The 18,406-nt window shown below is 63.8% G+C and carries 18 protein-coding genes and 1 pseudogene; 11 read left to right on the top strand and 8 right to left on the bottom strand.

What is annotated here, in order from left to right:
* Positions 1 to 21: 21 nt before the first annotated feature.
* Positions 22 to 732 (bottom strand): IclR family transcriptional regulator, encoded by a 711-nt coding sequence (locus tag ABIB99_RS33795; protein WP_354179768.1) that lies wholly within the window; start codon positions 730 to 732, stop codon positions 22 to 24.
* A gap of 191 nt (positions 733 to 923) precedes the next feature.
* Between ABIB99_RS33795 and ABIB99_RS33790 the strand changes: the two are divergent.
* The 3 genes and pseudogenes from ABIB99_RS33790 to ABIB99_RS33780 form a co-directional block, all read left to right on the top strand.
* Positions 924 to 1,550, top strand: a pseudogene (locus tag ABIB99_RS33790) (MFS transporter); the annotation flags it as partial.
* Between the two features lie 166 nt (positions 1,551 to 1,716).
* Complete coding sequence (locus ABIB99_RS33785; RefSeq protein ID WP_354179766.1) at positions 1,717 to 2,256, top strand: MFS transporter; 540 nt, start codon at positions 1,717 to 1,719, stop codon at positions 2,254 to 2,256.
* Between the two features lie 197 nt (positions 2,257 to 2,453).
* The gene (locus ABIB99_RS33780; protein WP_354179764.1) at positions 2,454 to 3,836 is read left to right on the top strand and encodes an aspartate aminotransferase family protein; all 1,383 of its coding nucleotides are present in this window, start codon (positions 2,454 to 2,456) and stop codon (positions 3,834 to 3,836) included.
* Between the two features lie 165 nt (positions 3,837 to 4,001).
* Here ABIB99_RS33780 and rnd read toward each other — a convergent pair whose 3' ends face one another.
* Together rnd and ABIB99_RS33770 are read right to left on the bottom strand one after the other, a co-directional pair.
* A complete protein-coding gene (gene rnd, locus ABIB99_RS33775) occupies positions 4,002 to 5,150 on the bottom strand; it encodes a ribonuclease D (protein WP_071914589.1) in 1,149 nt (382 codons plus the stop codon).
* Positions 5,151 to 5,488: 338 nt separating this feature from the next.
* On the bottom strand, positions 5,489 to 6,388 hold the full coding sequence (locus ABIB99_RS33770; RefSeq protein ID WP_354179761.1) for a LysR family transcriptional regulator: 900 nt from the start codon (positions 6,386 to 6,388) through the stop codon (positions 5,489 to 5,491).
* A 102-nt stretch (positions 6,389 to 6,490) separates the two neighbouring features.
* Between ABIB99_RS33770 and ABIB99_RS33765 the strand changes: the two genes are divergently transcribed.
* On the top strand, positions 6,491 to 7,480 hold the full coding sequence (locus ABIB99_RS33765) for a zinc-dependent alcohol dehydrogenase family protein (RefSeq protein ID WP_354179759.1): 990 nt from the start codon (positions 6,491 to 6,493) through the stop codon (positions 7,478 to 7,480).
* Positions 7,481 to 7,512: 32 nt separating this feature from the next.
* On the opposite strand, the gene ABIB99_RS33760 is transcribed toward ABIB99_RS33765, so the two are convergent.
* Positions 7,513 to 8,247 carry a FadR/GntR family transcriptional regulator gene (locus tag ABIB99_RS33760; RefSeq protein ID WP_199877100.1) on the bottom strand — a complete coding sequence of 245 codons (735 nt, stop codon included), beginning with the start codon at positions 8,245 to 8,247 and terminating at the stop codon, positions 7,513 to 7,515.
* Positions 8,248 to 8,440: 193 nt separating this feature from the next.
* On the opposite strand from ABIB99_RS33760, the gene ABIB99_RS33755 reads away from it, so the two are divergent.
* The 4 genes from ABIB99_RS33755 to ABIB99_RS33740 all read left to right on the top strand — a co-directional run bounded on the left by ABIB99_RS33755 (position 8,441) and on the right by ABIB99_RS33740 (position 12,439).
* Complete coding sequence (locus tag ABIB99_RS33755; RefSeq protein ID WP_354179757.1) at positions 8,441 to 9,580, top strand: ABC transporter substrate-binding protein; 1,140 nt, start codon at positions 8,441 to 8,443, stop codon at positions 9,578 to 9,580.
* A gap of 66 nt (positions 9,581 to 9,646) precedes the next feature.
* A complete protein-coding gene (locus ABIB99_RS33750; protein WP_354179755.1) occupies positions 9,647 to 10,711 on the top strand; it encodes an ABC transporter ATP-binding protein in 1,065 nt (354 codons plus the stop codon).
* Between the two features lie 11 nt (positions 10,712 to 10,722).
* Complete coding sequence (locus ABIB99_RS33745; RefSeq protein WP_354122119.1) at positions 10,723 to 11,607, top strand: ABC transporter permease; 885 nt, start codon at positions 10,723 to 10,725, stop codon at positions 11,605 to 11,607.
* Positions 11,608 to 11,617: 10 nt separating this feature from the next.
* Complete coding sequence (locus ABIB99_RS33740; protein WP_014495741.1) at positions 11,618 to 12,439, top strand: ABC transporter permease; 822 nt, start codon at positions 11,618 to 11,620, stop codon at positions 12,437 to 12,439.
* A gap of 75 nt (positions 12,440 to 12,514) precedes the next feature.
* Here the strand turns inward: ABIB99_RS33740 and ABIB99_RS33735 are convergent, their stop codons facing one another.
* Genes ABIB99_RS33735 through ABIB99_RS33720 form a run of 4 tightly spaced genes read right to left on the bottom strand, consistent with a single transcriptional unit; the run spans position 12,515 to position 16,515 of the window.
* Complete coding sequence (locus ABIB99_RS33735) at positions 12,515 to 13,834, bottom strand: ABC transporter substrate-binding protein (protein WP_166352816.1); 1,320 nt, start codon at positions 13,832 to 13,834, stop codon at positions 12,515 to 12,517.
* Positions 13,835 to 13,845: 11 nt separating this feature from the next.
* Positions 13,846 to 14,715 carry a carbohydrate ABC transporter permease gene (locus ABIB99_RS33730; protein ID WP_085402888.1) on the bottom strand — a complete coding sequence of 290 codons (870 nt, stop codon included), beginning with the start codon at positions 14,713 to 14,715 and terminating at the stop codon, positions 13,846 to 13,848.
* Positions 14,712 to 15,662: a carbohydrate ABC transporter permease gene (locus ABIB99_RS33725; RefSeq protein WP_354179752.1), complete on the bottom strand. Its 951-nt coding sequence runs from the start codon at positions 15,660 to 15,662 to the stop codon at positions 14,712 to 14,714. Before ABIB99_RS33725 ends, ABIB99_RS33730 begins: the two co-directional genes overlap by 4 nt.
* Before the next feature lies 1 nt (position 15,663).
* Entirely contained in the window at positions 15,664 to 16,515 is an 852-nt protein-coding gene (locus ABIB99_RS33720; protein WP_354179750.1) for a phosphodiesterase, read from the bottom strand.
* Between the two features lie 260 nt (positions 16,516 to 16,775).
* Between ABIB99_RS33720 and ABIB99_RS33715 the strand changes: the two genes are divergently transcribed.
* From ABIB99_RS33715 to ABIB99_RS33705, 3 genes are all read left to right on the top strand, one after another.
* Complete coding sequence (locus ABIB99_RS33715) at positions 16,776 to 17,243, top strand: hypothetical protein (RefSeq protein ID WP_354179748.1); 468 nt, start codon at positions 16,776 to 16,778, stop codon at positions 17,241 to 17,243.
* Entirely contained in the window at positions 17,173 to 17,784 is a 612-nt protein-coding gene (locus ABIB99_RS33710; protein WP_354179746.1) for a M23 family metallopeptidase, read from the top strand. Before ABIB99_RS33715 ends, ABIB99_RS33710 begins: the two co-directional genes overlap by 71 nt.
* A 77-nt stretch (positions 17,785 to 17,861) precedes the next feature.
* Positions 17,862 to 18,395 (top strand): REP-associated tyrosine transposase, encoded by a 534-nt coding sequence (locus ABIB99_RS33705; RefSeq protein WP_354179744.1) that lies wholly within the window; start codon positions 17,862 to 17,864, stop codon positions 18,393 to 18,395.
* Positions 18,396 to 18,406 lie beyond the last annotated feature (11 nt).

Genomic DNA, 18,406 nt, shown 5'->3' with positions numbered 1-18,406 from the left:
GTGAAATCTCAAATAATGAGATTATTCTGTCGAAGCCTCGGAGATCTGCCGGGCCGCTTCGCGGACCTCCGCGCTGATGCGATCGATCAACTCGCCCTTGGCATGTGGTCCGGCGATCGTGATGCAGAGGCTTGCGATCGGGTAGCCCGCATCGAGGATCGGCGCGGCGATCCCGACCGCGCCCGGTGTCACTTCGCCAAAGGCAACGGCGACGCCGGCGCGCCGCACGCGTTTCAGCGCTGCCAGGATTTCGTCGGAGGTGTCGCCGACGCCGACACTACGCAGATCGGCGGCATAGCGCGTCACCAGTGGCATCACGCGCTGCTTGGGCAGAAAGGCCATGATCGAGCGCGCGATTGCGCCGCGTCCCATCGCCATCGGTCGGCCGCGCGGATAGCTGCTCACGGGATTCACGACGGAGGCGATTGAAGCCACGCACAGCATCTTTTCGCCGTACCAGCGCACGACCAGGGCCGTACAGGGGTGCGCGGCCGACAGCCGCTCCAGATGCGGGGTGGCCGCTGCGATCAGCGGATCGGAACGGCGGCTGAGATAGTCCATCTCCACCACGCGCGGGCCAAGCGCGAACCGGCCGCCGCGCGTCGGCATCACGAAGCCGCTGTCCTTCAAGCTCTTCAGATAGCGATACAGCGTCGGCCTTGTGTAGCCGAGCTCCTTCATGAGCTCTTCGGGCGACCATTGCGGCCGTGCCTCGGTGAAGAGATCGAGCACGGCAAGAACCCGATCCTGACTGTTTGCTTTGACCAAGTGAGATTCGATCCAGCTTCGCGTATTCGCCGTGATACCCGCATTCGCGTCGGCCGCAAAACGGCGGCACGGCAGTGGCTTGCCTTCGTTATAATCTCACTATAAGAGATTTTAAGAAGAATAATAGTGCATGAGCTGCCGGGGAGGGGTTGGGCATGGCCGTCACAGCTACGGATGGGATCGTGTCGGGCACGGTCGACGTTCCCGCCTATGTCGATCGTCAGCGGGTCGGCGCCTTTCAGATCCGGGTTCTGCTCGTCTGCGCCGCGGTGCTGTTCATCGACGGCTTCGACACCCAGGCCATCGGTTATGTCGCGCCTGCAGTCGCGCAGGAATGGAAGCTGGCACGCGGGAGCCTCGGACCGGTGTTCAGCGCGGGGCTTCTGGGTCTCATGATCGGCGCCCTGATCTTCGGTCCGATGGCCGACAGGATCGGTCGCCGCCGCATCATCCTCGCAAGCGTGCTGGTGTTCGGCATCGGGACGCTGCTCACCGTGTTCGCGGTGGACACGACCTGGCTGATCGCGTTGCGCGTTCTGACCGGTCTTGGTCTCGGCGGTGCAATGCCCAATGCGATTGCGCTGACCTCCGAGTTCAGCCCGCATCGCCGCCGCGCCACCATGGTCATGATCATGTTCGCAGGCTTTTCGATCGGTGCGGCCCTGGGCGGGCTGCTGGCAGCCGCCATGATCCCCGCTTTCGGCTGGCGCTCGGTGTTCCTCGTCGGCGGCCTCGTGCCGCTGCTGCTTCTGCCTTTCCTCTTCAAGGCGTTGCCCGAGTCGATCCGGTTCCTGGCGATGATGGGCGGCCGCGACCGCGAGGTGGCGAACCTCCTGCAAAAGATGGCCCCGGGGGGTATCCTTCGCCGGCAATGCCAAATTCGTAGTCCAGGAGCCCAAATTGTCGGGATTGCCCGTCGCGCATTTGTTTGCAGAGGGCCGCGCATCGGTGACGGTTCTGCTCTGGGTCGTGTTCTTCATGAGCCTGCTCGACCTGTATTTGCTGTCGAACTGGCTGCCCACCGTGCTGAACGATCTCGGCGTGTCGGTTTCGGGGGCGGCCGCGATTGGTGCGATGCTCCAGGTCGGCGGCGTGGTCGGCACGTTCACGCTCGGCCAGTTCATCGACCGCTTCTCGTTTCGCGCGTTGTCGCTGACCTATCTCGGGGCGGCGGTCGCGGTTGCGGCCGTCGGCATGGCCAGCCATTCGATCGTGCTGGTCACGATCGCGATCTTCGCGTCGGGATTTTGCATCGTCGGGGGACAGATCGCCTCGAACGCGCTGACGGCGACCTTCTATCCGACGGCGATCAGATCGACCGGCGTGGGCTGGGCGCTGGGCATCGGCCGCATCGGCTCGATCGTGGGGCCTCTGATCGGCGGCGTCATGCTGGCCCGCGACATGGGACCGCAGCCGCTGTTTGGCGCTGCGGCCGTCCCGGCATTGATCGCCGCGGGGGCGGCCTTCGTGCTGGCACGGCGAGGCTAGCCGAGGCGATATCTCCTGTGCCGAAGTGCCAGCGCTGCTTTCCTGCAACGCTCGTGTGCGCTTGTTGCCAACGAAATGACGTTGCAAGTTGCGGCCTGCCGCAATAGCCAAGATGTCGACGTTTTCTTTGGACAAGCTCGTCGTTTGGACAGGTCTGCGTCATGACCTCCAATGACGCACCGTTGAGGAATCCCGCAATGTCCATGCTGCCCAATTCGCAAGAGGCCCGGGATGTGGCCTACCAACTCCATTCCTATACCAACGCGCGCGCGCATCAGCAGGCCGGTCCGCTGGTGATCGAGCGCGGCGAGGGTCCTTACGTGTTCGACGCGTCGGGCAAGCGCTATTTCGAGGCCATGGCCGGCCTGTGGAGCGTCGGGCTCGGCTTCAACGAGAAGCGGCTGGTCGAGGCGGCGCACAAGCAGATGCTGGCGCTGCCGTTCTACCATACGTTCTCCGCCAAATCGCACGGGCCCTCGATCGACCTCGCCGAGAAGCTGGTGGCGCTCGCGCCGGTGCCGATGAGCAAGGTGTTCTTCACCAATTCCGGCTCGGAGGCGAACGACACCGTCCTCAAGCTGATCGCCTATCGCTCCAATTCGCTTGGCCAGCCGCAGCGCAAGAAGATCATCAGCCGGATGCGCGCCTATCACGGCGTCACCATTGCGTCCGCCAGCCTCACCGGCCTGCCGAACAACCACCGCTCGTTCGATCTGCCGCTGCCCAACATCCTGCACACGGGCTCGCCGCATTTCTACAAGGACGGCGCCCCCGGTGAGAGCGAGGAGGCGTTCGCGACGCGCCGGGCCGAGGAACTCGACGCGCTGATCCAGAAGGAAGGCCCGGATACGATCGCGGCCTTCTTCGGCGAGCCGGTGATGGGCGCGGGCGGCGTCGTCGTGCCGCCGGCGACCTATTGGGAGAAGATCCAGGCCGTCCTGAAGAAGTACGACATCCTGCTGGTCGCAGATGAGGTCATCTGCGGCTTCGGCCGCACCGGCAAGATGTTCGGCTGCGAGACCTACGGCATCAAGCCGGACGTGATGGTGGTCTCCAAGCAGATCACCTCGAGCTATTTCCCGCTGTCGGCGATCATCCTGAACGATCGCATGTTCGAGCCGATCGCGGACGAGAGCAACAAGATCGGCGTGCTCGGCCACGGTTTCACTGCGGGCGGCCATCCCGTCGGTTCGGCCATTGCGCTGGAGAATCTCAAGATCATCGAGGAGCGCGGCCTGGTCGCGCACGCCGCCGAGCTCGGCGGCTACATGCAGGGCAAGCTGCGCGAGCTCACCAGCGATCCGCTGGTCGGCGAGGTCCGCGGCGTCGGCATGATCGCGGCGATCGAGCTCGTGCTCGACAAGGGACGCAAGACCGCCGCCAGCACGCCCGGCGCCGTCGGCGGCATCGCCAGCCGCATGCTCCAGGAGCGCGGCGTGATCTCGCGCAACATGCTGGATGCCATCGCCATCTGCCCGCCGCTGATCGTCACCAAGGCCCAGATCGACGAGCTGATCGCGGCGATCACGGGCGTGCTGAACGACATGAAGCCGGAAGTGGCGAAGCTGACGCCGGCGTAGAGCGGCATCGGAGTTAGCTGACCCTCACCCTGAGGAGCGCGCTCTTTGCGCGCGTCTCGAAGGGCGAGGCCAAGGGCCGGGCCTTCATCCTTCGAGACGCGCGTTCCGCGCTCCTCAGGATGAGGGTTTGGCTCCGTCGGCGCTCGGGATGATCTCGCTGGCCGCCTACGTCCGCTGAACCCCGATCACGCGGCCCTTCTCGATCGCCAGCGCCAGCTCGCCGCGCTTCAATTTCAGCGCGGCATCGCCGAACAGCTCGCGGCGCCAGCCGCGCAAGGCGGGGACGTCGGCCTCGTCGTCAGCTGCGATCTCTTCGAGATCGTCGACGGTGGCGATCACCTTGCTGGCGACCGCGTGGCGCTCCGCGGTCATGCGCAGCAGCACCTTCAACAGCTCGACGATGGCGGCGCCGTTGTTGTTGTTGCGCGGCTTCTCCAGCTTCGGCAGCGTCGCGAAATCCCGCGCCAGCCCGCGCTCGACCGCGGCGACGATGTCCGCGCCCCATTTGGATTTCTCGAACCCCTTCGGCACCGAGCGCAGATGGGCGAGCTTCTCCAGCGTGTTCGGCGCGTGGGTCGCGATGTCGCTGATGGCTTCATCGCGCAGCACGCGGCCGCGCGGCACGTCGCGGCTCTGCGCTTCCTGCTCGCGCCAGGCCGCGACCTCCATCAAGACCGCGAGGTCCTTGGGCTTGCGGACCCGCGTCTTCAGCCGTTCCCAGGCGCGCTCGGGATGGAAGTCGTAGGTCCTGGGCGAGGTGAGGACCTCCATCTCGATGGAGACCCATTCGCTGCGGCGCCGCTTCTTGAGGTCGGCATCGAGCGCGGCGAACACGTCGCGCAGGTGCGTGACGTCGGACACCGCGTAGTGCATCTGCTCTTTCGTCAGCGGCCGGCGCGACCAGTCGGTGAAGCGGTGGGTCTTGTCCGGGCGGTGGCCCGTGACCTTCTCGACCAGCGCGTCATAGGCGATGCTGTCGCCGTAGCCGAGCACCATGGCCGCGACCTGGGTGTCGAACACCGGGTGCGGGATGATGTTGGCCTGGTGCCAGATGATCTCGATGTCCTGGCGGGCGGCATGGAATACCTTCAGCACGCCCTCGTTGCCCATCAGGTCGAAGAACGGCTTGAGGTCGATCCCCTCGGCCAGGGTGTCGATGACGATCGCTTCCTCGGGGCTGGCCATCTGCACCACGCACAGCAGCGGGTAGTAGGTGGTTTCGCGCAGGAACTCGGTATCGACTGTAATAACGGGGTGCTTGGCCAGCCGGCTGCAGGCAGCCGCGAGGTCAGCGGTGGTGGTAATCAAATCCATGAACGGCCCATGACACTTGGTATCAGCCGTTCTGCCGAAAGCGCTGTGATGTCAAGGGGCTCTAAGCGAATTCGAGCCTTGCATCGGGCCGGAATCGCCTGTTTCCGACGAAATTCCTATTCGTAACGGATCCGGTGCGAGGATTTGCGCGCGCAGGGCAGCGCCACCACGACCACGCACATGGCGACCAGCGCCAGCCCCAGGAACTCGAAAACCAACAGATCCACGGCGAAATCTCCAGAAACATTGATAGATTTGTCGGGGGTACGTTGAGGGTCTGTTAATGCTCGTGGTTACCGGCCGCACGGCAAGCCGGATGGTGGACAGGGGGTTAACGATCACCCCATGAGCTTCGGCAAGGCGGCGGCGAGCGCGTCCACAGCGACACGGACTTTTGGCGGAATCCGGGGCGAACGGGGCCACAGCGCGTGGCAGTCGTAGAGGAATTCGGGTTGGCCTTCGAGGAGGCCGACCAGCGCGCCGCTGTTGAGACGCTCGCGGACCAGCCAATAAGGTAGCCAGGCGAGTCCCATGCCCTGTGCGGCGGCGTCCGCGATCGCCTCCATATCGTCGAGCCTCAGCCTGCCTGAAGGCATGATCTCGCGTGCCGGCTGGTCGGCTTGCGGAAACAGCCACGGCCGGACGCGTCCAGAGCGGCGATAGATGATCGCCTGATGCGCGGCGAGATCGTCGAGCGATTTCGGTTTGCCGTTGGCGCGCAAATAGGACCGCGCGCCGCACACCACCATGCGCTGGCTTGCGATGCGCCGCGTGATCAGACCGGATTGGTCGTCGAGATCGCCGGTCCGGATCGCAAGATCATAGCCGGCCTCGATGATGTCAGCGATCGGATCGCCAAAGGAGAGGTCGAGATCGAGATGCGGATATTTTCGCGCGAGCTTCATCAACAGAGGGGCGATGCAGTGCCGTCCGAGCAGGGCAGGCATGGTCACGCGCAGCCTGCCACGCGGCGCGGAGAGTTCATCGGCCACGACGGCGTCGGCGGCTTCGGCCTCGCTGAGCACCGCGCGGCAGCGCTCGTAATAGGCCTGGCCAGCCTCGGTCAGGCTCTGGCGCCGCGTGGTGCGGTTGAGGAGGCGGATTCCGAGGCGTTCTTCGAGGAAGCGCACATGCTTGCCGACCATCGGCCCCGACATCTCCAGGGCGTCGGCCGCGGCCGCGAACGAGCCGAGTTCGACGGCCCGGACGAATACGGCCATGCTGGTCAGGCGGTCCATGATTGAAAACTCCTGGTTTCGACTGTTCGCGTATTTGGGCCATTTATCCACTTCGGTGGGATCGGCATAGCTCCATTCAGTTCAACTGTTTTGGAGTGTTCCATGGCGCGCGTCGTTCGCTTTCACCGGCATGGCGGTCCCGAAGTGCTGCGCATCGAGACGGTTGACGTTCCACCGCCGGCGAAGGGCGAGGTTCAGATCCGGGTCAGGGCGCTCGGTCTCAACCGTGCGGAGGCGCTGTTGCGGACGGGCAGCTATATCGAGACCGCGACATTTCCGTCCGGCCTTGGCCTGGAGGCGGCGGGTATCGTCGAGGCCATCGGCGAAGGCGTGGCCGGCTTTGCGCCGGGAGGGGCGGTCAGCATTGTGCCGCCGCTGTCGATGGTGCGATGGCCGGCCTATGCCGAGCTCGCGACGTTTCCGGCCGAGCTCGTCGTGAAGCATCCCCCCGAGCTTGGCTTCGAGGTCGCGGCCGCGGTGTGGATGCAGTATCTGACGGCCTACGGCGCGCTGGTCGACATCGCCGGACTTGGGCGAGGGGATGTCGTCGCCATCACGGCGGCGTCGAGCAGCGTCGGGCTTGCGGCCATCCAGATCGCGAACCGGATCGGCGCTGTCCCGGTCGCCCTGACGCGGACCTCGGCCAAGCGGCGCGCCCTGCGCAGTGCCGGCGCCGCCCACGTGATCGCCTCGCAGGAGGAGGACATCGAAGCGCGGCTCGCGGAGATCGCCGGTGCGAGCGGCGTCCGCGTGGTGTTTGACGCCGTCGGCGGTCCGGCATTCGAGCCGCTGACTGCGGCGATGTCATCGGGCGGTATCCTGATCGAGTATGGCGGGCTGAGCCCCGCGCCGACGCCGTTCCCGCTCTTCAACGTGTTGACCAAGAGTCTGGTCCTGCGCGGCTACCTCGTGCACGAGATCATCCGCGATCCCGTGCGCCTTGCGCGGGCAAAGGCGTTCATCCTCGACGGCCTAACAGACGGCCGCTTGAAGCCGGTGATCGCCAGGACGTTCCGGTTCGAGGAGATCGTCGAGGCGCATCGCTTCCTGGAGTCGAACAATCAGTTCGGCAAGATCGTGGTGACGATCTAACCGCGCGCGGCGCGTGGCTCACGTCGCGGCGATCAGCCTCCCTCGAATATTCTCTTGCGGGCATTTTCGACATGCGTGCGCATGGCGCGGCGGGCGCCGTCCTCGTCTTGTGCCTCGATGGCCTCGAACACGCGGCGATGCTCCTGCTGTCCCCTCAGAATGCGACCGCGCGGCTGAATGAGCGACAGGTTGCGGTTGAGATTGACGCCAATGGCGATCTGCTCCCTCAACGACGTCAGCGTCTCGACAAAGAACCGGTTGCCGCTCGCCTCCGCAATCGTGCGGTGGAAGAGGAGATCTTCCTCGACACCAAGGCCGCCCTCGCGCCCTTGGGCGACCATCGTATCCAGCCTGGTCAGGACCTGCTGAATGCGGCGCAGGCTTTGCCGGTCCCGGTTGCGTGCGGCGAGGGCCGCGGCATCGCCCTCGACGGCCATCCGGAACACGAAGCAGCGCTGGATGTCGGGGATGCTGCTGACAGGCGCGAAGTCGAAGGCATTGGCGGCCGGGCGCCGCGTCACGAACCAGCCCGCGCCCTGGCGTGATGCGATCAGCCCGTCGTCGCGCAATCGCGTCAGCGCCTCGCGAACGACGGGCCGCGAAACGCCGAGGAGTTCGGCAAGGCCATTCTCGGGCGGTAGCCGGCAGTTCACGGGAAGGATGCCGATCGCGATCTGACCGAGCACATGGTCGTAGATCCGGTCGCTCAATCGTCCCGTCGAGGACGACAGCGGCAACTCCGCGGATTTCATCGCAGGCTTTTTCAAGTCCGGCTCCGCCCGGTTTTGCGTTCGGCTTCCAAACAAATTTTTGACATTTCAGTCCGTGCACAAGGCGCTCGGCCGGCAGTTCGAAACAGCTGAAGAACAGACCGCTTGACAACCAGCGAAGATTTCGTCGATGCTTGCCTTACAAATAAATAACAAGTTGCGCAAAAAATAAAGCGCGTGGGAGGCGAGAATGAAACCGAGGTCAGCAACCCCAATGGTCGCCGCCCTGTTGGGGGCGTGTCTTTGCAGCGGAGCCCTGGCCGCTCCGGTCAGTCTTTCGATCATCGATACCGGCGGTGACCTGGCCTCGGTGCAGACCATCATCGAGAACTACAAGAAGGCGAATCCGGACAAGGTCAGCGAGATCAGAATCCAGCGCGCGCCCGCGCCGGAGCTTCCGGCCAAGATCAAGGCGCAGCAGGACGCCGGACGCCTCGATATCAATCTGGTGCTGACCGGGCAGGATGGCGGCGCACTGCTGGCCCAGAACGGCCAGCTCATCGCCATCCCCGATTATCAGAAGAGCTTTCCGCGCGACGGCCTCACCGATGCGGGCAAGGCGCTTTACGACGAGGGCAAGGGCGTCCTGATTCCGTCAGTCGGCAATGCCGGTGGACCGGTGCTGATCTACAATCCGGCGAAGGTGCCGAGCCCGCCGAAGACCGCGCAGGAATTGCTGACTTGGGTGAAGGCGAACCCGGGCAAATTCATGTATGCGCGTCCGGCGAACAGCGGGCCGGGCCGCGCGATCCTCCAGGGCTTTGCCTTCATTCTTGGGGACTCCAAGCCGCTCGACCCCGAAAAGGGCTGGGACAAGAGCTGGGATTTCCTGAAAGAGCTCGGCAAGTCCGTCGAATATTATCCGACCGGTACCGCGATCACGTTGAAGGAATTCGCCCAGGGGCAACGCTGGATGATCGCCGGGATCATGGAATGGGACATGAAGCCGCGCGCGCAGAGCGTGATCCCGCCGGACTCGAAGATCGCAATTTTGGAGAACACGACGTTCGTGGTGGACGGCCATTATTGGTGCATCCCGAAGGGCGTGCCGCAGGAACAGGTCGATGTCATCGTCGACCTCATGAAGTTCATGTGGAAGCCGGAGCAGCAGGCGCTCACCTGGAGGGCCTTCATCGGGCCGGTCGTGAAGGCCGCAGCCCTCGCATCGGCGCCCAAGGATATCCAGGACGAGGTGAAGGAGTTCTGGCGTCCTGAATATGATCAGATCGGGACCAAATGGAAGGTATCGCCTCCGCTGGGCGTGACCGAGCTGAGCTACGCGATGGAACGGTGGGACCGTGAGGTCGGCGCCGATCAGGTCAAGAAATAACAACAACCGGGACCAAGATGCGAGGGCGCGCAGGTGCGGCCCTCGCGCGCGTATGCGGGGCGGGGAATGGCCGACTCTATCGATAAGCTGCAGATGTCGATCACCAAGCGTTATGGCGGCAAGGTGGTGCTCGACCACTTTCCGCTGGAGGTCGGCGGCCGCGAGTTCGTCACCTTCCTGGGGCCGAGCGGGTGCGGAAAGTCCACGGCACTCGGCATCATCGCAGGCCTGGTGCCGCCGAGCGACGGCGAGATCCATCTCAACGGACGACGGATTGACGATGTCTCGCCCGAAAAGCGCGGGTTCGGCATGGTGTTCCAGAACTACGCGCTGTTTCCGCATCTGACTGTGTTCGGCAACGTCGCCTTCGGCCTCTCTCTCCAGAAGCGGCCGTCTGCGGAAATCGAGCAGCGCGTGCGGGACATGCTCGGTCTGGTGCGTCTTGCCGGTTATGAAGACCGCTATCCCGGTCAGCTCTCGGGCGGACAGCAGCAGCGTGTCGCCATCGCGCGCGCTCTTGTGCTGCACCCTCGGTTGATGCTGTTCGACGAGCCGTTGTCCAACCTTGACGCAAAGCTCCGCGTCGAGATGCGCGCCGAGATCAAGCAGCTGCACGCACAGCTGGGCCTGACCTCTATCTACGTCACCCACGACCAGGCCGAAGCTCTCTCGCTCTCCGACCGCATCGTCGTGCTGCGCGAAGGTGTGCTCATGCAGGTCGGGACGCCGCAGGAAATCCACGACCGTCCCAAGAACGTCTTCGTGGCGGATTTCATGGGCTTTCGAAATTTCCTCGATGTGACGCTCGGCAAGGAAGCGGGCGGTATGATCGAAGCCGGTTTCAAGGGACAAATCCTGCAGGCCAGGGCCAGGGATAGCTTCCGCCCGGGCGAGCACGCCGTTCTGGCCATCCGGCCGGAAGATGTGCGTCTCGGCAAGTCTGGTGATGGCGTCAATGTGCTGCGCGGCAAGGTCGAGCTGGTCGAGTATCTCGGACGCGAGCAGGAGGCCGAGATCGCGCTCAATGGCGACGCAAGGCTCTGGGTCCGCTCGCACGAGAAGCTCGTATTGGGCGAGATGCTGGATCTGACCTTGCCGGCGGACAAATTCGTCCTGCTGCGTCGCGAGTGAGGGGACAGATCGTGGCCCGCATCCGCTCTGATTCTCGCAGCGAACTGGACCTCGTCGCGATCCTCTGTCTTGCGCCGTCGCTGCTCTACGTGCTCGCGATGTTCGTCTACCCGTTCCTCTACGGGATCTACATCAGCCTGCAGCCGAAGAAGCGCGACGCCGGGATATTCTCGAACTATGTCGCGTTCTTCAACGACGCCTACCAGTACAATACGATCAAGACGACCTTCATGTTGGCGTTGCCGACGACGGTCGCGGTCGTGTCGGTTGCGCTGTTCCTCGCATACGGCATGCGGCGTGGCATCTGGTTCGAGCGCACCATCACGACCATTCTCGTGCTTCCGATCTCGCTCGGTGTCGTCTTCCTGTCGGAAGGGATCCTCGGCTTCTACGGCCACAATGGCTGGCTCAACCAGTTGCTGCTTGCGGTCGGATTGATCCAGAACCCGCTCGAGCTGACGCATAATTCGATCGGCGTCACCTTCTCGCTGTTCATGCAGAACTTTCCGTTCTGCTTCCTGATGTTGCTCGGTTACATCTCCGGCATCGACCCGAGCCTGGAAAGCTCCGCACGCATGCTGGGCGCCGGGCCCTGGACCATCTTCCGGCGCGTCATGTTCCCGTTGATCGCACCGGGCCTGATCATCGCGTTTGCCCTCGTCTTCGTGATGAGCTTTGCCGTGTTTCCATCCGCGGTGATGGTTGGCCAGCCGGCCGGTTCGACGCGGACGATCTCGATCGCGGCCTACCAGCAGGCCTTCGAGCAATATGACATGTCCTACGCATCCGCGATCGCGGTCATCATGGGGCTCTGCCAGCTCGCGGCGCTGGTGGTCATCGTGCTGGTGCGCCGCCGGATGACGATTGCAACAACCATGGGCGTCGGCAAACGCTGAGGGGAAGCAGATGCGCGGACGGATGTGGAAATTGGCGATCTACCTGTTCCTGCTGGGGTTCATCCTGAACCTGCTCGGCATCGTGACGCATGTCGTGGTGAGCTCGTTCGCCAAACGCTGGTTCGGCAAGCCGTTGCCGCCGGCGTTCACGACGGATTGGTTTACCTACGCCTGGCGGGAGTTCGAGCTCTCCCATGTTCTCTTCATCACGCTGTTCATCGCGCTGGCCGTGGTCTTCATCGCGCTCGCGATCGGATTTCCGGCCGCCTACGTGCTGGCGCGGCGGAATTTCAACGCCAAGCCGGTCCTGCTGCTGCTCTACTTCCTGCCGCTGCTGATCCCGCAGATGACCTACGGCATTCCGCTTGCCACGACGCTTTATGGGTTTGGTGTCGGCGGGACGGTCATTGGCGTCATTCTCGCCGTGCTCGTCCCCATGGTTCCTCTTGCGGTCTTCATCCTGTTGCCGTTCTTCGAGCAGATCAGCTTGAACCTTGAATGGTCGGCCCAGATGCTCGGCGCGAGCCGGCTGCAGATATTCCGCCGCATCCTGTTGCCGCTGATGCTGCCCGGCATTTTGACAGCGGGCCTGCTGGTTCTCGTGAATACGATCTCGAACTTCGAGCTGGCGTTTCTGCTCGCGGGCGGGGGATCACAGACCCTGGTCGTCGCGCTGTATTACAACGTCTTCGCTGGCGGTGTGCGGCCGGTCTATTCGATCGATGCGATGGCTGTCATCTACATGTGCACCGTCATGGCCGTGCTGCTGGTTGCATTGCGGTTCGTGCGTCCGACGCAGATGGTGTTCAGGCTCGACGGCAGGCGCAACTGACGCAATCACGGCCCCTGAAATGATTTCGGCGCCCCACACCGTGGAGCGCCGAGCTTGTTTGGCTGATCGCTGGCCTTACGGTAGCTTCAGCGAGGTCTCCGCATTGTACGGCTTCAGCGTCTCGTCGGCGGCCTTCTGGGCGGCGACGAGGGCTTCCTTCGGCTGCTTCTTGCCGTTGAGGACCAGCATCACCTCGTCCTCGAGCGTCTTGCGGACGGGGACAGTCTTGTAGGTCGCAAACCACGGCTTGGCGACCTCGAGCTGTTCGACGGCGGTCTTGGCGTCCGGGTTCTTGTTGAGGAAGTCGACCATGTCGGGCGTCTTGTAGGCGGCCATGTTGGGCGCGAAATAGCCGGTGGCGCGGCTCCACCAGGCGCTCTTCTCGGGCGAGGTCATCCACTTGATCAGGGTCCAGGCGGCCTTCTGCTTGTCGGCTTCGAGACCGGCCGGAACGATCAGCGAGGCGCCGCCGATCGGCACGGCGTTGCGGACGTTGCGCGGGATGAACGCGACCTTGTAGTTGAACTTGGCGTTGTCGCGCACATAGGTCAGCGAGCCCGTCGAGAGCATCATCATCGCGGCATTGCCGGAGATGAAGGAGGTGCTGACGGCCGGGCCGGGCGTCGCGCCGGGGGCGTGGACCTTGTGCTTGTAGACGAGGTCGCTCCACCAGGTCAGCGCGCCCAGCATCGAGGGCGTGTCGTAATAGACCTCGCCGCCGAATTCCTCGTTGTAGTAGCGCCCGCCATTGGTCATGGTGAGCGTTTCCATCATCCAGCCGCAATAGTCATAGGCGCAGGGGATCGCGATGCCCCATTGGGTCACCTTGTCGCCTTCGCGCTTGGTGAGCTTCTTGGCCCAGTCGGTGAGCTCGGCCCAGGTCTGCGGCGGCTTGCTCGGATCGAGGCCGGCTTCCTTGGCCTTGTCGGCGTTGATGTAGAGCAGCGGCGTCGAATTGTGGAAGGGCACGCCGTAGACCGAGCGGTTGATCACCGCGTTGCCTTGCAGCGCGGGGAAGAACTGGCCGAGGAACTGGTCCTTGGTGGTGCCGTCGGCGGCGATCAGGCTGTCGAGATTGGTGAGCTCGTTCTCGATCTGCATGTCGAGCAGGAAGTTCGCGGACATGATCACGGCTGACGGCGGCTTGCCGGCCTTGATGGCGGCGCGCGTCTTGATCAGCGTGTCGTCATAGGAGCCGGTGTAGACCGCGGTCGCCTTGATCGCCGGATGGGTCTCGTTGAACTCCTTGATCAAGGTGCCCATGTCGCGGGCGAGCTTGCCGTCGACGGGAACGGGGAAGAACAGGTCGATCTCGGTCGGACCTTCGGCCATTGCCGGGAAGGCGAGGGCGCCTGCCATAGCAAGGCCGAGCATGAGCCTGCGGGAAAACAGCATCGAAAAATCTCCTATTTGATGCCTGAGGTGACGAAAGAACTGATGAAGCGTTTCTGGAAGATCAGGAAGGTGATCAGCAGCGGTGCGATCACCATGAGCGTGCCGGCGGCGATCGTGCCCCAGGCCTGCGTGCCTTCGGCCGTTGCGGTGAAGACGGACAGGCCGACCGTGAGCGGCCGCTTGTCCGGCGAATTGATCACCATCAGCGGCCACAGGAAGTCGTTCCAGTGGCTGGTGACGGAGATGATGGCGAAGGCCGAGAAGCTCGGCATCGACAGCGGCACGTAGATGTGGCGGATGCGCTGGAGAAGGCTGGCGCCGTCGATCAGGGCGGCGTCTTCCAGCTCGGTCGGAATCGCTTCAAAAGCCTGCCGCATGAGGAAGGTGCCGAAGGCCGAGGCGAAGAACGGCATCATCACGCCGGCGAGCGTGTCGTAGAGCCCGAGCTGCGCCACCAGGCTTAAATTCGGCACGATCAGCAGCACCGGCACCAGCATCAGCTGCATCAGGAACAGGTAGAAGATCAGCGTCTTGCCGGCGAATTCGAGCCGCGCAAAGGCAAAGCCGGCCAGCGTGATCGTGACGAACTGCACCAGCAGGATGCCGGTGCAGATGATCGTGGTGTTGAGGGTGTAGCGCGGGAAATCGCCGATCTCCCAGGCATCCCTGACATTGTCGAGCGTGGGCTTGAGGCTCGGGATCAGCTCGGCCATCACGTTGATGCCGTCCGACGCCGGGCGCAGCGTCGCCACGCCCATCCACAGGAACGGGATCAGCCAAACGATCGCGAGCAGCACGGTCAGCAGAAAGCCGAGCTTTGGCGTGATCTCGCGGCGCGTGGCGAGCGGGGCGTCCCTAAGCAGCCAGTCGATCAGCGTCATGCTCCGCCCTCACGATTGGCCATCGTCCGGAAGGAGAGCGCGGTGAGGCCCATCAGCGCCGCAAGCGTCAGCAGCGTTGCCGCCGAGGCCTTGCCGATGTCGTAATGCTCGACCGCCTGCTGGTAGATGTAGAACAACACGAGATTGGTCGAGTTCGACGGTCCGCCCTTGGTCATGACGAAGACGTGGTCGACCTGCGTGACCGCGTTGAGCGTGGCGATGACGATGACGAACAGGAAGGTGGGCTTGAGCTCTGGCAGGATGATGTAGCGCAGCCGCATGAACGGGCCGGCACCGTCGAGATGCGCGGCTTCCATGACATCCTCGGGCACGGCCTGGAGGCCGGCGAGGAAGAACAGCATGTAGTAGCCGGCGTTCTTCCAGATGGTGATCACCATGATCGCATAAAGTGCGATGTCGGGGTCGCCGAGCCAGTTCGGCACCACCGGAAGCAGGCGGCCGATGTAATAGTCGAGCAGGCCGACATTGGGCAGGAAGATAAACAGGAACAGCGCGGAGGCCGCGACCATCGGGATCAGCACCGGCAGGAACAGCGCGGCGCGCAGCGCGCTGCTCACCGCATTGGTGCGCGACAGCGCCAGCGCGAACAGCAGTGCAAGTCCGATGCTCGGGATCGCCGTGCCGATGGCGTAGACGAGATTGTTGACGACCGCGCCGGTGAAGGCGGGATCGGCAAGCACGGCACTGACATTGTCGAGGCCGACGAAGCGGACCGGTGCCTTCGGCGTCGCGCGCTGGTAGAGCGCGTCGATCAGCACGCGACCCATCGCGCCATAGGTGAACAGTGCGAGGAAGACCAGCGATGGCAGAAGCAACAGATAGGCAGGCAGCGAGGCGTTGAAGCGGCCTACAAACCGCTTCAGGACGTGCAGACGCGGTGCCGCCGAAGTCGCGACCGGGAGAGCCGCGGGTTCAGCGAGGCTCATCTCATCGCGCCGGGAAATTGAGCGCATAGTCGCGGTCGTTCATTCCCGTCGGTGCGGCGAATGGAAAGCGCAGACTGGTGTCGAGGAAGTCGTGGCTGTGCACGACCAGGTTCTCGCCGTCGATCAGCACCACGCCATAGGCCGGCGGCTCATGGCTGGCGAGATGGTCGGTCGCGGCAGCGTCAAGCTCGAACCAGACCTGGTGGTTGGTGCCGCGGAGCGTCGAGAACGGGATATTGCCGTAGCTGCCGAAGATCGGCCGGTGCACGTGGCCGAAGAAGAGGTGACGGATGCGCGAGCGATAGGGCGCGATCACCTCGGCGAATTCGGCGCTCTGCGCCAGTGCGATCTCGTCCATCGCGTGGACGCCGACCGGGAAGGGCGGATGATGCATGAAGACGACGAACGGCATGTCGGCGGGCGCGGCCGCCAGCGTGCTTGCGAGCCAGCCGAGGCGCTTGGCGCACATCTCGCCGGCGTGGCTGGTCTCGTCCAGCGTGTCGAGGAAGACGAACAGGCCGTGCTCGGTGGTGCGGGTGCCCTGCACGAAGCCGTTCGGGTCGCGCGGGGCGGCCTTCAGGCCGTCGAGGCAGGCCACGCGCTTGTCGTGATTGCCGACCATGGCGATGTACGGAATTTTCAGCGCGGCCATCGCGTCGGCGAAATTGGCGTAGGATTCAGGCTCGCCCCAATGGGTGAGGTCGCCGGTCACGACCGCGAAGGCAGCATCGGACTGGTGCTTGTTGATGTCGGCAACCGCCGCGTCCAGCCGGGCGCGCGGATCGAGGCCATACAGCTTCAGGCCGGGGTTCGCGAGATGCGTATCGGTGATGTGGATGAATTTGAAGGGCATGGCGCGTCAGGACTGTTGGAGGATGGGCGCCTCCGGCAGGACGTCCCTGACAGGCCGTTAGAGCGCCAGTGTTTCAGTTTGATGACAGCGGTTCCTACGGCGCGTGGAAGGTGTGGACATGCTTGGGACGACCGGGCGAGCGTACTCTGGGGTCGAATGACCTCTCACGATTGAGGCGCAAGATGCGGTCTACCTTGCCGCGAAGATGCGGTCGTGGTTTGCTCATACTGCTCACCGAATTTGCATCACGAGACCTCCAAATGTTGCCGCCGCGTGGCCTCCCCAAGCTGGGTTTGCTTGCCGTCTCCCTGCTGCTTGTCGTCCTCTCCGCCGTCCCCGATGCGGCGCGCGCCGAATTCAATTTCGCCCGTTACAAGGAGACCGATCTCGACGAGTTCCTGGCACGGCGGCGACCGGCCACCGGCCTCGACGTCTACCCGATGTCGCCGCTGAAGCTCGACGTCACGCTGGCCTCCCACGGGGAGCCGTGCGCAAGTGGCGCGCTCAAGCGATCGCTGATCATGAGCGGCATGCCCAAGACCGACGCCGACGCCTTGCAGGCGACCAACTGCATCACGGTCCGCTCCGCCAAGGGGCGCGAGCTGAAGGTCTTCATCCAGGATGTGGTCTACGGCTTCTTGCCGGCGGAGGTGCCGGTTGGGGACAAGCTCGCTCTATGCGATCCATGCCTTCACGTCCCCCGAAGGGCCGGGACTGCTGGTCAATGAATTCCTCACCCCGCGCAGCTTTCCGCGCGCCGACAAGCCTGCAGACAAGACGATGACCTCCTGTGGATGCTGGACCCAGGACGAGCATCCCGGTGTCGATTTCACCTCCGACAAGGCAGTCGGCCCGGTGGCGGCGATGGCGGACGGCGTCGTCGTCAAGATCGAGACCAGCGAGCAGGCGCCGGCCGACCTGCCCGTGATCGGCGGTTGCGGCCGCTATGTCGTGCTCAAGCACACCTATCCCAATGGCGGCGTCGTCTACACGCGCTACGTCCAGCTTGGCCGCATCGTCGGGCCGAAGGGAGAGGCGCTTGCGGTGGGCGCGAGCGTCAAGGCAAAGGACACGATCGGCGAGATCGGCCCGAACAAAGTGCTGCATTTCGAGATCCGCCCCGTCGCGCCCGGCACGACGACGACGAACAAGGCCTGGGCCGAGCGGTATGCCAACGTGCCCGACATGGAGTGGTCCCGTTACGATCCCGTCGATCCGCAGAAGTTCGACGCGGCGTCGTTCGGCGGGATCAGGCAGGCGACGAAGTAAGAAGGTGCGTAGGGTGGATTAGCCGAAGGCGTAATCCACCACTGTGAGCCAACTTCAAGCTGTGTTATCGATGGTCTATGTCCGACTACCGCCGCGCATTCATCCCCGGAGGGGGCTGGTTCTTCACCGTGAACCTGCTCGATCGGCGGAAAGCTCTTTTGACCCACCACATCGAAATCTTACGGGACGCGGTCGCCGCAACGCGCCGGAGCCATCCTTTCGAGATCGATGCTTTCGTAGTTTTACCGGATCATCTCCACGCGATCTGGAAGCTGCCACCGGACGATGCCAATTTTTCGGTCCGCTGGAGGCTGATCAAGACGCGATTTGCCGAAGCACTCCCAGCGAATGAGCGGCTGAGCGTTGTCCGTGCAGCGCGAAACGAACGCGGCATCTGGCAACGCCGGTTCTGGGAGCATCTGATCCGAGACGAAGCCGACTACGCTCGCCACGTCGAGTATTGCTATTACAATCCCGTCAAGCACGGTCATGTCTCGAAGGCTTGCGATTGGCGGTACTCGTCATTTCACCGCGATGTGCGGGCTGGCTTATTTCCCGAGGATTGGGGCGGTGACGCCAAGATCGCGGGCGAATTCGGTGAGCGGGCGTGACGATCGCGTTA

Source organism: Bradyrhizobium sp. LA6.1 (assembly GCF_040547805.1).
GTDB classification, from domain to species: Bacteria; Pseudomonadota; Alphaproteobacteria; order Rhizobiales; family Xanthobacteraceae; genus Bradyrhizobium; species Bradyrhizobium barranii.
The sequence above is the reverse complement of the archived record's forward strand: the minus strand, read 5'-3'. Positions and strand labels throughout refer to the sequence as shown.

Bases quoted from the DNA above. Each gene is read 5' to 3' on its own strand.
- ABIB99_RS33765 (WP_354179759.1), top strand. From the start codon at position 6,491: ATGGCGCGCGTCGTTCGCTTTCACCGGCATGGCGGTCCCGAAGTGCTG.
- ABIB99_RS33740 (WP_014495741.1), top strand. From the start codon at position 11,618: ATGCGCGGACGGATGTGGAAATTGGCGATCTACCTGTTCCTGCTGGGG.
- ABIB99_RS33730 (WP_085402888.1), bottom strand. From the start codon at position 14,715: ATGACGCTGATCGACTGGCTGCTTAGGGACGCCCCGCTCGCCACGCGC.
- ABIB99_RS33720 (WP_354179750.1), bottom strand. From the start codon at position 16,515: ATGCCCTTCAAATTCATCCACATCACCGATACGCATCTCGCGAACCCC.
- rnd (WP_071914589.1), bottom strand. From the start codon at position 5,150: ATGGATTTGATTACCACCACCGCTGACCTCGCGGCTGCCTGCAGCCGG.
- ABIB99_RS33705 (WP_354179744.1), top strand. From the start codon at position 17,862: ATGTCCGACTACCGCCGCGCATTCATCCCCGGAGGGGGCTGGTTCTTC.
- ABIB99_RS33715 (WP_354179748.1), top strand. From the start codon at position 16,776: ATGTTGCCGCCGCGTGGCCTCCCCAAGCTGGGTTTGCTTGCCGTCTCC.
- ABIB99_RS33735 (WP_166352816.1), bottom strand. From the start codon at position 13,834: ATGCTGTTTTCCCGCAGGCTCATGCTCGGCCTTGCTATGGCAGGCGCC.
- ABIB99_RS33780 (WP_354179764.1), top strand. From the start codon at position 2,454: ATGTCCATGCTGCCCAATTCGCAAGAGGCCCGGGATGTGGCCTACCAA.
- ABIB99_RS33770 (WP_354179761.1), bottom strand. From the start codon at position 6,388: ATGGACCGCCTGACCAGCATGGCCGTATTCGTCCGGGCCGTCGAACTC.
- ABIB99_RS33725 (WP_354179752.1), bottom strand. From the start codon at position 15,662: ATGAGCCTCGCTGAACCCGCGGCTCTCCCGGTCGCGACTTCGGCGGCA.
- ABIB99_RS33755 (WP_354179757.1), top strand. From the start codon at position 8,441: ATGAAACCGAGGTCAGCAACCCCAATGGTCGCCGCCCTGTTGGGGGCG.
- ABIB99_RS33750 (WP_354179755.1), top strand. From the start codon at position 9,647: ATGGCCGACTCTATCGATAAGCTGCAGATGTCGATCACCAAGCGTTAT.